Annotated in this window: 13 protein-coding genes; 3 read left to right on the top strand and 10 right to left on the bottom strand. The window is 54.5% G+C overall.

The window, feature by feature from the left end; translation table 11 throughout:
* The first annotated feature begins 144 nt into the window (after nucleotides 1–144).
* From xseA to E0L21_RS02545, 3 genes are all read left to right on the top strand, one after another.
* The gene (gene xseA, locus E0L21_RS02555; RefSeq protein WP_131406505.1) at nucleotides 145–1518 is read left to right on the top strand and encodes an exodeoxyribonuclease VII large subunit; all 1374 of its coding nucleotides are present in this window, start codon (nucleotides 145–147) and stop codon (nucleotides 1516–1518) included.
* A 71-nt stretch (nucleotides 1519–1589) separates the two neighbouring features.
* Nucleotides 1590–2615, top strand: a complete 1026-nt coding sequence (locus tag E0L21_RS02550; protein WP_131406503.1) for a M4 family metallopeptidase — start codon at nucleotides 1590–1592, stop codon at nucleotides 2613–2615.
* Nucleotides 2615–2956, top strand: coding sequence for a protealysin inhibitor emfourin (locus tag E0L21_RS02545; RefSeq protein WP_025263880.1), 342 nt, complete (start codon nucleotides 2615–2617; stop codon nucleotides 2954–2956). The genes E0L21_RS02550 and E0L21_RS02545 overlap by 1 nt, the downstream gene beginning before the upstream one ends.
* On the opposite strand, the gene E0L21_RS02540 is transcribed toward E0L21_RS02545, so the two are convergent.
* From E0L21_RS02540 to pbpC, 10 genes are all read right to left on the bottom strand, one after another.
* The gene (locus E0L21_RS02540) at nucleotides 2953–3168 is read right to left on the bottom strand and encodes a zinc ribbon domain-containing protein (protein ID WP_131406501.1); all 216 of its coding nucleotides are present in this window, start codon (nucleotides 3166–3168) and stop codon (nucleotides 2953–2955) included. The two genes, E0L21_RS02545 and E0L21_RS02540, sit on opposite strands and share 4 nt — an antisense overlap.
* 84 nt (nucleotides 3169–3252) lie before the next feature.
* Nucleotides 3253–4728, bottom strand: a complete 1476-nt coding sequence (gene der, locus E0L21_RS02535) for a ribosome biogenesis GTPase Der (protein WP_131406499.1) — start codon at nucleotides 4726–4728, stop codon at nucleotides 3253–3255.
* 121 nt (nucleotides 4729–4849) lie between these two features.
* Entirely contained in the window at nucleotides 4850–6028 is a 1179-nt protein-coding gene (gene bamB, locus E0L21_RS02530; protein ID WP_131406497.1) for an outer membrane protein assembly factor BamB, read from the bottom strand.
* 10 nt (nucleotides 6029–6038) lie between these two features.
* Nucleotides 6039–6659, bottom strand: coding sequence for a YfgM family protein (locus E0L21_RS02525; protein ID WP_131406495.1), 621 nt, complete (start codon nucleotides 6657–6659; stop codon nucleotides 6039–6041).
* 36 nt (nucleotides 6660–6695) lie between these two features.
* Nucleotides 6696–7970 carry a histidine--tRNA ligase gene (gene hisS, locus E0L21_RS02520; protein WP_131406493.1) on the bottom strand — a complete coding sequence of 425 codons (1275 nt, stop codon included), beginning with the start codon at nucleotides 7968–7970 and terminating at the stop codon, nucleotides 6696–6698.
* 109 nt (nucleotides 7971–8079) lie between these two features.
* Entirely contained in the window at nucleotides 8080–9198 is a 1119-nt protein-coding gene (gene ispG / locus E0L21_RS02515) for a flavodoxin-dependent (E)-4-hydroxy-3-methylbut-2-enyl-diphosphate synthase (RefSeq protein ID WP_131406491.1), read from the bottom strand.
* A 26-nt stretch (nucleotides 9199–9224) separates the two neighbouring features.
* Nucleotides 9225–10232: a cytoskeleton protein RodZ gene (rodZ, locus tag E0L21_RS02510; protein WP_131406489.1), complete on the bottom strand. Its 1008-nt coding sequence runs from the start codon at nucleotides 10230–10232 to the stop codon at nucleotides 9225–9227.
* Nucleotides 10233–10523: 291 nt separating this feature from the next.
* Nucleotides 10524–11690 carry a bifunctional tRNA (adenosine(37)-C2)-methyltransferase TrmG/ribosomal RNA large subunit methyltransferase RlmN gene (locus E0L21_RS02505; RefSeq protein ID WP_131406487.1) on the bottom strand — a complete coding sequence of 389 codons (1167 nt, stop codon included), beginning with the start codon at nucleotides 11688–11690 and terminating at the stop codon, nucleotides 10524–10526.
* A 181-nt stretch (nucleotides 11691–11871) separates the two neighbouring features.
* Nucleotides 11872–12303 (bottom strand): nucleoside-diphosphate kinase, encoded by a 432-nt coding sequence (ndk, locus tag E0L21_RS02500; RefSeq protein WP_131406485.1) that lies wholly within the window; start codon nucleotides 12301–12303, stop codon nucleotides 11872–11874.
* A gap of 150 nt (nucleotides 12304–12453) precedes the next feature.
* Nucleotides 12454–14778 (bottom strand): peptidoglycan glycosyltransferase PbpC, encoded by a 2325-nt coding sequence (gene pbpC / locus E0L21_RS02495; protein ID WP_131406483.1) that lies wholly within the window; start codon nucleotides 14776–14778, stop codon nucleotides 12454–12456.

Below are 14778 nucleotides of genomic sequence, written 5' to 3'. Positions count from 1 at the left end.
CCTGGGGGGTTAAATATTGCCGTGGCATTATACAGAGCGTAACCGATTGCATCCACACTTTTTTAAGAAAAATACTTGCCATCCCCTCGTTTCGGGTTACTATCGAACGAATAACTTGCTGATTTAGAATTTGATCTGGCTCACATGTCGTCGTTCCAATCCCCCTCAATTTTTACGGTTAGCCGCCTTAATCAGTCGGTGCGCTTACTGCTGGAACGCGAACTCGGTCAGGTGTGGATCAGCGGGGAAATCTCCAACTTTACCCAGCCCGCTTCCGGTCACTGGTACTTCACCTTAAAAGACGATACTGCCCAGGTACGCTGCGCGATGTTTCGCAACAGCAACCGCCGCGTCACGTTTCGCCCGCAGCATGGCCAGCAAGTGCTGGTACGCGCCAATATCACGCTGTATGAACCGCGCGGTGAATACCAGATTATTGTCGAGAGCATGCAACCGGCCGGTGAAGGGCTGCTGCAACAGAAGTATGAGCAACTTAAAGCTAAGCTTGCCGCCGAAGGGCTGTTCGACCAGCAGTTTAAGCAGCCGCTGCCCTCACCCGCCCATTGCGTTGGTGTTATCACTTCGAAAACCGGTGCCGCGCTGCACGATATTTTGCACGTGCTGAAACGCCGCGATCCGTCGCTGCCGGTGGTGATTTACCCGACTGCTGTACAAGGCGAAGATGCGCCCGCGCAGATTGTTCGCGCCATTGAGCTGGCAAATGCACGCGAAGAGTGCGACGTGCTGATTGTCGGTCGCGGCGGCGGTTCACTGGAAGATTTGTGGAGCTTTAACGACGAACGCGTAGCGCGGGCGATTTTCGCCAGCCGTATTCCAGTGGTGAGCGCCGTTGGGCACGAAACCGACGTAACCATTGCCGATTTTGTTGCCGACCTGCGTGCGCCAACCCCTTCTGCGGCAGCGGAAATTGTCAGCCGCAATCAACTGGAACTGCTGCGCCAGGTTCAGGCGATGCAACAGCGCTTAGAAATGTCGATGGATTATTATCTGGCAGGGCGCAGCCGCCGTTTCGCCCAGTTAAATCATCGCCTGCAACAGCAGCACCCGCAACTACGGCTGGCGCGTCAGCAAACCGTGCTGGAACGGCTGCAACAACGCATGCACAACGCGCTGGATAATCAGTTAAAACGCACTTCTGCACGCCAGCAGCGCGTATTGCAGCGCCTGAATCAACAAACTCCACAGCCACGCATTTACCGGGCGCAAACCCGCATTCAGCAACTGGAATATCGCCTGAGCCAGCAAATCCGCGAGCGACTAAGCAACACGCGCGAACGCTTCGGTTCAGCCATCACCCACCTGGAAGCAGTCAGCCCGCTGGCAACGCTGGCGCGCGGTTATAGCGTAACCACCGCGACCGACGGCAAAGTGTTGAAGCAGACCAAACAGGTAAAAGCAGGCGACAAACTGACTACGCGGCTGAATGACGGCTGGGTGGAAAGTGAAGTCAGTGCCGTTACACCGGTGAAAAAAGCGCGCCAACGTAAATCCTCCTAATTCACGCGCTCAATAAATCAGACGAATCTATACTTTTTGTTGTTCTTTTTTGTTTTATCAAGGAGATCAACATGAATGCACGTCATCCCCACAGTGTTATCCCGCCTTATATCCTGCGCCGCATTATCGACAATGGTTCTGAGCTTCAGCAACGCTGCGCCCGCCAGACTTTAACGCATGTACAAACGTTGATGGCGCACAGCCACGGCAAAGTCGATGCGCCGCTGGTCACTTCGCCCGGCGAGCTGGTGCGCGATATTTATGACGCTCAGCACAAAGAGACGTTGCCCGGCGAGCAAGTGCGCTATGAGGGACAGCCACCGACGGGTGATGTCGCCGTCACCGAAGCTTACGACTACCTGGGTGTCACCCATGATTTCTTCTGGCAGGTCTATAAGCGCAACTCACTGGATAATCAGGGGTTAATTCTCAGCGGCACCGTGCATTACGGCAAGGATTACCAGAACGCTTTCTGGAATGGTCAACAGATGGTGTTTGGCGATGGTGATGGTGAGATCTTCAATCGTTTTACCATTGCCATTGACGTAGTGGCACATGAACTGAGCCACGGCGTCACAGAAACGGAAGCAGGTTTGATCTATTTTGAACAAGCTGGCGCGTTAAATGAGTCGTTATCCGATGTGTTCGGTTCGCTGGTAAAACAGTACCACCAGCAGCAGACGGCAGATCAGGCAGACTGGATCATTGGTGAAGGCTTGCTAGCAAAAGGCATTCATGGCAAAGGGTTGCGTTCTATGTCGAAGCCGGGGACGGCTTACGATGACCCATTATTGGGTAAAGATCCGCAGCCTGCGCATATGAAAGATTTTATTAAAACGCGTGAGGATAACGGCGGCGTACACCTGAATTCTGGCATTCCTAACCGGGCGTTTTACCTGGCAGCAACCGCTATTGGCGGATATGCATGGGAAAAAGCAGGATACGCCTGGTATGACACGGTGTGTGACAAGTCACTCGCGCAAAATGCCGACTTTGCGGCCTTCGCCAAATTCACCATCAAACATGGCGAAAAACGGTCCGGTAAGAAAATCGCCGCCGCTATCGAACAAGCGTGGAAAGATGTCGGAGTTTTATGATGAACGAACCCGAATTAACCGACGACGCAGTGGTCGAGTTAGCCCGTGAGGGCGGACTGGCTTACATTCCCAAACTGAGCGGCGCGCGAAAAATTGTCATCGCACAACTCAATGCGGAACAGCGCCAGCGGCTGGTGGATATTTTGCACCAGACGCTCCCGCTGGCAGAGCCGCCAGGCCAGCCGGACTCACCGGGCCGTGGCGATCAGCGCTTCTACCGTTTGCAGATCACCTGGACCACCCAACAAACGGATGTGCTGCTGCTTATCCCGGAAAGCAAAGCGCCACCGTCGTTTGTCGAACTGTGGCGCGAAGGGGAAGATTGTATTTGCAAACCTTAAAGCAGCGTAAATTCAACACGTTTTTTCGAAATCAGCCCGTGGCCGTGTTGGCAGAAAAAGTCCACCGCGCCGCAGGCTTTTAATACTTCCAGAGGTTGATGGCACTCCGGGCAATGAGCTTGTACTTCAATGTCTTTGCCGCAGCTGTCGCAGTGAGCATGTGTTCCCACTACTTGCAACGGGTTATGGCAAGCCGGGCATGTAAGATCCATAAGGCGCTCCTTAATTTTTAACGGCGTTTATCATACACCGCTGGCAATAAAAAACCCGCCAGGCGGCGGGCTTTAAGCAAGTGATTACTTACCTTTTTTGATGTGCTTAATCAGGCGTTTACGTTTACGCAGCTGGTTCGGCGTCAGGGTGTTCCGTTTTTCAGCAAACGGGTTTTCGCCCTCTTTGAACTGAATACGGATTGGCGTCCCCATCACATCCAATGATTTGCGGAAGTAGTTCATCAAATAGCGCTTGTAGGAGTCTGGCAGGTCTTTCACCTGGTTGCCGTGAATCACCACAATCGGCGGGTTATAACCACCGGCGTGGGCATATTTCAGCTTCACGCGACGGCCACGCACCAGCGGCGGCTGATGATCTTCTGCCGCCATGTTCATAATCCGCGTCAACAGCGCGGTGCTCACACGGCGGGTTGAGCTGTCATAAGCTTCGCGAACGGATTCAAACAGGTTGCCGACGCCGCTGCCGTGCAGCGCAGAGATAAAGTGCACGCGGGCGAAGTCGATAAAGCCCAGACGATAGTCCAGCGTCTCTTTTACCTGCTCTTTTACTTCCTGGCTCAGGCCGTCCCACTTGTTGACGACGATGACCAGCGAACGACCGCTGTTAAGAATAAAGCCGAGCAGTGATAAATCCTGATCCGAAATGCCTTCACGGGCATCAATAACCAGCAGCACGACGTTAGCGTCTTCAATCGCTTGCAGGGTTTTGATAACTGAGAACTTTTCTACCACGTCGGTGATTTTGCCACGCTTACGCACACCGGCGGTGTCGATAAGTATGTACTCACGCTCATCACGCTGCATCGGAATATAGATGCTGTCGCGCGTGGTGCCGGGCATGTCGTACACCACCACGCGGTCTTCACCGAGAATGCGGTTAGTGAGTGTAGACTTACCGACGTTCGGACGCCCCACGATAGCCAGCTTAATCGGCAGATCCTGCGGGTTAAAATCGTCTTCCGGCTCTTCTTGCTCGCCGTTTTCGTTGGCTTCGAACTGCGCCCAGTATTCCGCCTCTTCGTCCACAACTTCCGGCGGATTCAGCTCATCCATCCACGGCATCAGCACGTGTTCCAGCAGGCTGGTGACACCGCGGCCGTGGGAAGCGGCGATAGCGTGGATTTCCCCCAGACCAAGGGAGTAAAAATCTGCCGTTGCCTGATCCGGATCCATACCGTCGGTTTTATTCGCCACCAGGAAGGTCGGTTTTTCGCGTGAACGCAGATGCTTAGCGATGGCCGAATCGGCAGGCATCAGCCCCGCGCGCGCATCGACCATAAACAGCACGACATCGGCTTCTTCAATCGCCAGCAGCGACTGTTCCGCCATACGCGTTTCCACGCCGTCTTCGGTGCCATCGATACCACCGGTATCAATACAGATAAATTCGCGGCCTTCAACTTCAGCACGACCGTACTTACGGTCACGAGTCAGACCCGGGAAATCCGCCACCAGCGCATCACGGGTGCGTGTTAAACGGTTAAATAGCGTGGATTTTCCAACATTAGGGCGCCCGACAAGCGCGACCACAGGTACCATGTTTAAAGCCTCATTACAGAAAATTCATTAGCAAAACGTCGCGGGTTGCACGCCGTTTTAAAAACAGGAAAACGGCTCCTGCAACAGGAGCCGTCTTTCAGGAGCGACAAACCCGACGCGCTTAGCGCGAAAGGGCGTACAGTGTACCGTCTTTTGCCTGGATCAGCAGTTTGCCACCGGCAACGACCGGCTCGGTCAGGAAACCAGAGCTGTCAACTTTCTGCTGCGCGACAAAGCGTCCGTCTTCAACGTTAATCCAGTGCACATAGCCTTCGCTATCGCCTGTTACAATGTAACCATTATACAACGCCGGAGCGGTAAGGTTACGGTGCAGCAGATCACTTTGTGTCCACAGCGTTACGCCACCATCGGTGGTCAACGCCAGTACGCGATCGTTCTGGTCGATAATGTAAATGCGGTTACCATCAACCACAAAATCGCTTACTGAGCCCAGCTCGCGTTTCCACATAATCTGGCCGCTACGCAGATCCAGCGCCGTCATGTTGCCGTTATAGGCCAGCGCATAAACCACGTTGCCAACGACAACTGGCGTGGTATCGACATCGCTCAGACGATCGATTTCTGTCGGGCCGTTGGCCTGGGAGATGCGTTGTTGCCAAATCATCTGGCCCTGCTGCATCAACACCGCACTTACACGACCGTTATCACCACCGACAATGGCAGCGCCAAAGGCAGAAGTTGGCGCGGATTCACCGCGCAGAGAAAGTGCAGGCATATCGAGGTTGACGGTCCATTTAGTTGCACCATCGCTTTCGTTCAGCGCCTGCAACTGTCCGTTGCTGGTGTGGATCAGCACTAAACCGTCGCTCACTACCGGGCGAGAAAGCGCTTCACCGGCAACTTTGGTTTTCCACGCTTGCGAACCATCGCTGGTATTCAGCGCGTAAACCTGCGCTTTTTCGCTGCCCACATACACATGACCGCCGGAAACCGTCACACCGCCGGAAAGCAGTGCGGCGCGCGTGGAGAACCAGCCATCTTTTTCAGCCAGATTTACCGACCAAATTTCATGCCCATCATCGATGCTAACCGCTTTCACTACACCATGACGATCGGCGGCGTAAACCACGCCATCAGCAAACGCTGGATGCAGATGAGAGTAGAAATCACCGATACCGTTGCCAACGGAGGTGCTCCATGACGTAGTCGGTGTGAACTGGTTTTCAACCACCGGCAACGGGGACATTTTGACAACATCTTCTTCGCTGTTAAACAGGGAACAGCCGCTCAAAAGCGTGACGGAAAGCAGCCCTGGCAGAAGTAATTTACGCAATTGCATCGGGTCCCTCTTAGATGGACAAATTATTGATTTTCATCTGCATCATTTCACTCAGCGCAGGAGAAGCATTGTTTTTAATGCCGTTTTCCCATGCGGTGCGCGCGCCTTGTTTATCGCCTTTGCTCAGCAGTGCTTCGCCGCGCAGATCGGCAACAATCGCTGACCAGCTTTCCGCTTTAACCGCATCCAGCGTTTTCAGCGCAGCGTCTTGTTGCTTTTGCTGTACCTGGATGCGCGCCAGGCGCACATTGATTATCGACTTGAGATTTTCATCATTCGTCGCAGCCAGCCCCTGTTGCAACTGAGCAGCGGCTTTATCCAGCTCGTTTTTCTCAACGAATTGCTGCGCCAGCTCCAGCGACGCCAGCGCGCCGTAGGCGTTTTTGTTGTCAGCTGCAAATTTTTCCGCCGCTGTGAACGATTCTGGTTTGTCTGCCGAAAGCGCGGCAACCGCATTTTCATAGGCCTGTGAAGAAGCTCTCGCCGTGTCCGCCTGATGGCCGTTCCAGTAGCGCCAGCCAACCAGCGCACCAATACCCAAAACGACGCCAACGGCCAGCGCTTTACCATTCTCGGCAAAGAAGCGCTTAATCGCGTCTACCTGGTCGTTTTCGTTTTCGTAAATTTCCACGCAGTCCTTCTCCTTAACGATAATTCACCGGGGAGATTAGCCCAGTAGTGTGCGCAAATGCGCCGCAACGCTCTCCTGCGTTACCGTACTCTGCTCACCAGAGCGTAAATCCTTCACCACAACATTACCGTCGGCAATTTCAGTTTCGCCGAGCACCAGTGCGACGCGAGCGCCCCACTTGTCCGCGCGGGCAAACTGCTTTTTAAAATTGCCGCCGCCGTGGTTCATCATCAGCCGTACGCCAGGTAACGCATCGCGCACCTGTTCACCCAACTGCATAGCAGCGGATTGCATATTGGCGCCAGACGCCACCAGGTATATATCGACAACGGATTCTGCTTTAAATTCCGGATTAACTGCCTGAACTAACAAAACAAGTCGTTCAAGGCCCATTGCGAAGCCAACCGCCGGAGTCGCGCGACCGCCAAGCTGCTCAACCAGGCCGTCATAACGACCGCCTGCGCAAACGGTGCCTTGCGCGCCCAGACTTGTGGTGACCCATTCGAAAACAGTGCGATTGTAGTAATCCAAACCACGCACCAGACGCTGGTTCACCGTATAAGCGATACCTGCCGCATCAAGGAATGCGCAAAGGCCAGCGAAGTGTTCGCGGGACTCATCATCAAGGTAATCCCCCAGTTTCGGGGCATCGTTCAGCAACGCCTGAATGTCCTGGTTTTTGGTATCCAGCACACGCAACGGGTTGGTATACATACGACGCAAGCAGTCTTCGTCCAGCTTATCTTTATGCTGCTCAAGGAAAGCCACTAACGCATCGCGATAGGTCGTACGCGCTTCGAGCGAGCCAATAGAGTTGAGCTCAAGGGCAACGCTAGAAGCAATACCCAGCTCGCGCCACCAGCGGGCGGTAAGCATAATCAGCTCGGCATCGATATCCGGCCCTTGCAGGCCAAACACTTCCACACCCAACTGATGGAACTGACGGTAGCGCCCTTTCTGCGGACGCTCGTAGCGGAACATCGGTCCGACGTACCACAAGCGCTGTTCCTGATTGTACAGCAGACCATGTTCGATGCCGGCGCGTACGCAGCCCGCAGTACCTTCGGGACGCAGTGTCAGGCTGTCGCCATTGCGATCGTCAAAGGTATACATCTCTTTTTCAACCACGTCGGTCACTTCACCGATCGCGCGTTTGAATAACGGGGTCTGCTCTACAATCGGCAAACGGATTTCACTGTAACCGTAGCTGCCGAGCACGTTTTTTAAAGCGCCTTCAATGCGCTGCCAGATGGCGGTCTCGCCAGGCAGATAATCGTTCATGCCGCGAATGGCTTGAATATTTTTTGCCACGTTTATTCTCTTTATTAATACAAAAAATGAACCCTCGGGGCCGCGACGAACTGCGGGTCGCGCCGGGCGGGTTCATCATACACGGGAAGCCTGCTGCTTCCCAGCAACCTTATTTTTCTACCTGTTGCACATCGATACGACGCGCTTCATCCAGAATCGACGCTTTCGCGCGAATGCGGGCTTCAAGCTGGCTAATCATATCGCTGTTATCCAGACGGTCTTTGCGCACGCCATCTTCATACAGGCCGCTTTTCTTGTTGCCGCCGGTCACACCCAGCGTGGAAACCAGCGCTTCACCAGGGCCATTCACCACGCAACCGATAATGGAGACATCCATCGGCGTGATGATATCTTCCAGCCGCTGTTCAAGGGCGTTGACCGTACCGATAACGTCAAACTCCTGACGGGAACAGGTCGGGCAGGCGATAAAGTTAATCCCACGCGAGCGAATGCGCAGCGATTTCAGGATATCAAAACCAACTTTGATCTCCTCCACCGGATCGGCAGCCAGCGAAATACGCAGCGTGTCACCAATACCTTCAGAAAGTAGCAACCCCAGACCAATCGCGGATTTCACCGCACCTGCGCGCGCGCCACCGGCTTCGGTGATGCCAAGGTGCAGCGGCTGTTCGATCTGTTTTGCCAGCAGGCGATAGGATTCAACAGCGAGGAAGACGTCCGACGCTTTCACGCTGACTTTGAACTGATCGAAATTAAGGCGATCAAGATGATCGACATGGCGCATGGCGGATTCAAGCAGCGCTTGCGGCGTTGGCTCGCCATACTTTTCTTGCAGATCTTTTTCCAGCGAACCGGCGTTAACGCCGATGCGAATCGGGATATTTTTATCGCGCGCGCAATCAACAACGGTGCGAATACGCTCTTCGTTGCCAATGTTACCGGGATTAATACGCAGGCAGTCAACGCCATATTCGGCAACTTTGAGCGCGATGCGATAGTCAAAATGGATGTCCGCAACCAGCGGGACATTCACTTGCTGTTTGATCAACTTGAACGCTTCCGCCGCGTCCATGGTCGGGACGGAGACGCGGACAATATCTGCGCCGACGCGCTCAAGCGCTTTGATTTGATTGACCGTAGCTTCAACATCCGTGGTACGGGTGTTTGTCATGGACTGCACGGCGATGGGCGCGCCATCGCCAATGGGCACATTACCAACGTAAATCCGTTTCGATTTCCGACGCTGAATCGGGGCCTGGTTATGCATGAAAAATCTCCCGCGTTGCCCGTCTGTTACTGTGCTGCTGATTGTTCGGCATTGACGGTCAGACGCGCAACCTGGTTAGTTCTGATAAAACGACTCAGATCGACAGGTTTACCCTGATACTGAATCTGAACGGCTGACGGCGCGCCAATTTTCAGCTTATATGGCGCCTGGCCGGTTAAATTGAGCGTGGCATCTTTACGTTGCATTCCACTGAATAATTTTTTCCCGGTGGCATCGCTCACTTCCAGCCAGCAATCGGCAGTGAAGTTCATTACCAACGTATTGGTATCCGCTTGCGCACCCGCAACACCGGCCTGGTTGGTCGGTAACTGCGCCGTGTTCGCTGGAGCAACAGGCTGCTGCATGGCGTCGACATTCGCCTGCGACGGTGCAACAACGGTGTTCTGGTTTGCGGTATTAGCAGGTGCCTGCGGCGCGCTGGAGGCTGGCTTTTGCGCCGTTGCCGACGGTGCAGGCGCTTCGACAGGCGTGCCGGAATTATCAACCGGGTCTGCTGCTGCAGTGTCGTTATTCAGCGGTACGCTTTGCGCGTTGCTGTTGCTCGCATTCAGTTCCGCAGAAGATTGATCCGCCATGTTGGTGATCTCTTCCTGCTGCGCTTTGTGGTTATCCCACCACCATGCGCCCGTCAGGCCGATTGCAACCAAAAACACCAGCCAGGTGATGAAACTCATCATCCAGCCACTGCGTTTTTTACGCGGCTTGCCTAAAGCAAAAGTTTGCATCGGCGCAACTTTTGCCGCTCTGACCGGTGCTTGTTTTTCAAGAATCGGCAGCAGCTCTTCTTCAGGAATGTGCACCAGGCGGGCATAGGAGCGGATATAACCGCGTACAAAAGTCGAAGCCAGATCGGCGGGTGATCTGTCCTCTTCGATATCGCGTACCGTGGAAACCTTCAGGCACAAGCGCTCTGCAACCGCTTGCTGGCTGAGTCCAAGTTGTTCACGGGCGTTGCGCAGACGTACGCCAGTGGTTTGTGCTTCATTTTGGTCGTGAGTGGCTTCAGTATTCATTCGCTACAACTACTGGTACGTGAAAATTAAACATTCAGGCGCGCATAACCGCAATGCCTACACGCGCCGCGAAAAAACCGGGTCGGTTAAACCTGGCCCACAGTATAGGACTGTCAGGCTCGTCATAACAGAACAGCTTTCAGCACTTTTTGCTAAGCCGTTGTTCCATCACTACATACTGCCTTAAAGTCAGGAGAAACGCACCGTAATTATTAATGGCCTGTATGTGTACAGGCCAAATATTCGACATTTCCACAAAATGCAGCATATTCTTCGCGCTGCAACTGATGATTATAGTGCCTTGATCTCAATAGGCTCGCCCTGCATACGCTTACGCATCGTACGTTTGGTACGGTCAATCACATCCCCCGCCAACTGACCACACGCGGCATCGATATCATCGCCACGCGTTTTACGCACGATAGTGGTGAAACCATAACTCATCAGCACCTTACAGAAGCGATCGATACGGCTGTTAGAGCTTCGGCCATACGGCGCGCCCGGGAACGGGTTCCATGGGATCAGGTTGATCTTACACGGCGTATCTTTCAGCAACTCCGCCAACTGGTGCGCATGTTCAGTGCCATCGTTAACGTGATCCAGCATCACATACTCGATAGTCACACGGCCCTGGTTAGCGTTGGATTTTTCCAGATAACGACGTACGGAGGCGAGGAACGTCTCGATGTTGTACTTTTTATTGATCGGTACAATTTCATCGCGAATCTCGTCGTTTGGCGCATGCAGAGAGATGGCCAGCGCAACGTCGATCATATCGCCCAGTTTATCCAGCGCCGGAACCACGCCGGAGGTGGAAAGCGTAACGCGGCGTTTGGAGAGCCCAAAGCCAAAATCATCCAGCATAATTTCCATCGCCGGAACGACGTTGGTCAGGTTGAGCAACGGCTCGCCCATGCCCATCATCACCACGTTGGTAATGGGGCGGTTACCGGTGACTTTCGCCGCGCCGATAATTTTCGCCGCGCGCCACACCTGGCCGATAATTTCCGAAACGCGCAGGTTACGGTTAAAGCCCTGCTGAGCAGTGGAGCAGAATTTACACTCCAGCGCACAACCCACCTGGGAAGAAACGCACAACGTTGCGCGATCCTCTTCCGGGATGTAGACGGTTTCAACGCGCTGATCGCCCACGGCAATCGCCCACTTGATGGTGCCGTCGGAGGAGCGTTGTTCTTCCACCACTTCCGGCGCACGAATTTCGGCGACGTCTTTTAATTTGTTGCGCAGCACTTTGTTGATGTCGGTCATCTCATCAAAGTCGTCGCTGCAATAGTGGTACATCCACTTCATCACCTGATCGGCGCGGAAGGGTTTTTCGCCTAAGTTTTTGAAAAATTCACGCATCTGCTGACGGTTTAAATCCAGCAGGTTAATTTTTGCATCTTTGTTTGGCACCGTGAGAGCGTCGTTCTCAGGCATGACAATTTGTTCAGTCATAATGTATTCCGGCCTCGTTATTACACGTTGTGGCCCGTGGAGGGTTAAAAAGAAGCGCCCCAGGAAAGCGTCGGCTCATCCTGGGGCGCAGCATTGTACAAATTCTGACGCACAGATACCACGTTTGCACGCGGCTTTTCACAAATTAAAGTGTAAACCTCGTTACACGTTTAACGTGTGATTAACGGGTGCGCGGGCACACTTCGCCTTCGGCGAAGAAGTAGGCGATTTCACGCGCAGCAGATTCAACGGAGTCAGAACCGTGGGTGCCGTTCTCGGTGAAGCTGTCCGCGTAGTCAGCACGCAGGGTACCTGCCAGCGCGTTAGCCGGGTTGGTTGCGCCCAGCAGGTCACGGTGACGCTGCACCGCGTTTTCACCTTCCAGTACGGAAACAACGATCGGGCCGGAGGTCATGAATTCAACCAGACCGTCAAAGAACGGGCGACCTTCGTGCTCGGCATAGAAACCGCGCGCCTGCTCAACGGTCAGGTGCAGCATTTTGGTGCCAACAATTTTGAACCCTGCCGCTTCAAAGCGAGAGAAGATGCCGCCAATAACGTTTTTTGCCACCGCGTTCGGTTTAATGATGGAAAAAGTACGTTCAATAGCCATGTTTACCTCTGTAAGTTGTTCTGTTGCCCTGAATAGATGTGGCGCGGATTATAAAGAGCAATATGGGCGTTGCCTATGGATGAAGGTAACATTTTTTTAAAATGAGACTATTTTTAGCAACACTTCCCATCAACAGCGCCATTTCATCGGTTATTGCACAGCAAACTGCACTGACGCAATCAGCCCTGCATCATCCATAACCAATATCTGATACTCCCCGCTTTTATCAAGTTTCAGGCTCAATAAGGTGCTATGCGAGGCTAAAGGTTCACCATTCAAAAACCACCAACGCCCGCCTTCACCACCGCTGCTTTGTAGCGGTAGCAAGGCAAATGCCTGGCCGGGAATGCGTTTGATAACCGCACCTTCACGCACGCCGCTTAATAACAGTGGCGGCGGTGCGTTATCGTCACGAGGCGGGCAGCGTTTATCCGCCGTCGGTAAACGGGCTGCACGGCGTTCACCAGCGGGTAGCCACGGCTCCAGCGGCAACGGCCAGGCGATCCATGTTTTCTGCTGTGCGTTAGGGCAATCTGCGGCAACCCTTCGCCCCTCTTTATTCAGCCAGAGCGGGAAATTGATCCCATGCCCGCCTTCCTGCTCCGGCAATAACAGCGTTGGCGGCTGGCTACCGTCCAACAGCCAGGTAGTGAGTCGACGGCGACAATTGCTGTCGCCGGAAGGTAAGCTTTGCCCACCAGGCCAACAAATGACGCCGCTGCTGACTGTTTGCGGGCGCGGGTCGCGCGGCAGTCTCGCCTGTTCAAGCGCTGAGCGCGGCTGCAACAGATTATTGACCTGGTTAAGTAACGGCACCGCGCTGGCAAAACCGAACTGCCCGGCAACGGGCGTACCGTCAGGTCGCCCCGTCCAGATGCCTATCACGTAGCGAGCATTAATCCCTATCGCCCATGCATCGCGATAGCCATAGCTAGTGCCGGTTTTCCACGCCAGCGGCACCACTTGCGGCAACGCTTCATCTGGCACCGGTTGAGCTTCTCCGGCGAGAATGCGGCGAATAATCCATGCTGCGCCCGGCGACATCAACCGTCGCTCCATCAGCGGGGCGTCGGGTGTCAGACGCAGGCTTCCCGCTTTCCCCTCACGGGCAAACGCCGTATAAGCCGCGGCAATATCTTCCAGCCGCGCACCTGCGCCGCCGAGGATCAGCGACAGATTGGGTTCCGCTCCCGTCGGCAAAATCAACGGCAAACCGACGTTGCGCAGATTTCCGGCAAATTTTTTCGGTCCGTAGGCTTCCAGCACTTGCACCGCCGGTAAATTAAGAGAACGTACCAGCGCTTCATTCATGCTTACCGGGCCATGGAAACCGCTGTCAAAATTACCGGGTCGATAATCGCCCACCCGGCGCGGCACATCCTGTAACAGCGAGGCCGGATGAATCAGCCCCTCATCCAGCGCGAGACCATAAATAAAAGGTTTTAACACCGAGCCCGGTGAACGAATGGCGCTGACCATATCCACATGGCTGAAACGGCTGTCGTCATTAATATCCACGGAGCCAACCCAACCGCGCACTTTCATATCCGTGTGGTCAACGACGATTATCGCCAGCGAGCTGCGAGCTGGCAGGCGGCTTTTCACATTTAACGCCAGATCTTCAAGCTGACGTTGCAGGCTGGCATTCAGCGTGGTGGTGATTTTCAGCGCCTTGCTTTCACCAAGCATCCGCCGGGCGAAGAGCGGTGCCAGTTGCGGCATCTGACGCGGAGCCAGCCAGACAGGTTCTTCGCGTGACTCTGCCACCTGCGTTGCCGACCACACCTTTTGCGACACCATGCGATCCAGCACTTTGTCGCGCGCAGCCTGCGCCCGTTGCGGCCAGCGATCCGGGCGTAAGCGGCTGGGTGCCTGCGGTAAAACCGCTAACAGCGCCGCTTCGGAATAGCTGAGCTTCGCAGGCGGTTTACCTAAATAAGCCCAACTCGCTGCGCCCACGCCTTGCAACGTGCCGCCAAACGGCGCGCGGTTCAGATAAAGCGTGAGTATTTCACGTTTTGAGAGGTGCCACTCCAGTTGCAGCGCCCGCCACAGCTGACGCACCTTGCCGCCGAAAGTACGCGGATGCGGATCGAGCAAGCGAGCAACCTGCATTGTCAACGTACTGCCGCCGGAAACAACATGGCCGGAACGCAGATCCTGCCAGGCTGCACGCGCAATCGACAGTGGATTCACCCCCGGATGTGCCCAGAACCAGCGATCTTCATACTGGATCAGCGCCTGCAGATAGTGTGGCGATACCTCTTCGATGGTGACCGGGTAGCGCCAGATACCGTCGGCATCGGCAAAGCGCCACAGCGGCGTACCGTCTTCGGCCACGACTACCCGCGCCGGATCAACCTCGCTAAGCGGCAACGGCCAGATCTTATCAGCAGTCATAACGCCCAATACCAACAGCAGCGGAACACCCACCAGCCAGCGCCAGCGGGTGCGTATCAGATGTACAATCCTCAC

Source organism: Kosakonia quasisacchari (assembly GCF_004331415.1).
Taxonomy (GTDB): domain Bacteria; phylum Pseudomonadota; class Gammaproteobacteria; order Enterobacterales; family Enterobacteriaceae; genus Kosakonia; species Kosakonia quasisacchari.
Note: the sequence above shows the minus strand (reverse complement) of the source record. Positions and strands in the feature narration are given on the sequence as shown.

What these genes read in the sequence shown, in the direction of transcription:
- xseA (WP_131406505.1), top strand. Translation starts at nt 145, where the DNA reads ATGTCGTCGTTCCAATCCCCCTCAATTTTTACGGTTAGCCGCCTTAAT.
- rodZ (WP_131406489.1), bottom strand. Translation starts at nt 10,232, where the DNA reads ATGAATACTGAAGCCACTCACGACCAAAATGAAGCACAAACCACTGGC.
- bamB (WP_131406497.1), bottom strand. Translation starts at nt 6,028, where the DNA reads ATGCAATTGCGTAAATTACTTCTGCCAGGGCTGCTTTCCGTCACGCTT.
- E0L21_RS02505 (WP_131406487.1), bottom strand. Translation starts at nt 11,690, where the DNA reads ATGACTGAACAAATTGTCATGCCTGAGAACGACGCTCTCACGGTGCCA.
- ndk (WP_131406485.1), bottom strand. Translation starts at nt 12,303, where the DNA reads ATGGCTATTGAACGTACTTTTTCCATCATTAAACCGAACGCGGTGGCA.
- ispG (WP_131406491.1), bottom strand. Translation starts at nt 9,198, where the DNA reads ATGCATAACCAGGCCCCGATTCAGCGTCGGAAATCGAAACGGATTTAC.
- der (WP_131406499.1), bottom strand. Translation starts at nt 4,728, where the DNA reads ATGGTACCTGTGGTCGCGCTTGTCGGGCGCCCTAATGTTGGAAAATCC.
- E0L21_RS02540 (WP_131406501.1), bottom strand. Translation starts at nt 3,168, where the DNA reads ATGGATCTTACATGCCCGGCTTGCCATAACCCGTTGCAAGTAGTGGGA.
- E0L21_RS02550 (WP_131406503.1), top strand. Translation starts at nt 1,590, where the DNA reads ATGAATGCACGTCATCCCCACAGTGTTATCCCGCCTTATATCCTGCGC.
- E0L21_RS02545 (WP_025263880.1), top strand. Translation starts at nt 2,615, where the DNA reads ATGAACGAACCCGAATTAACCGACGACGCAGTGGTCGAGTTAGCCCGT.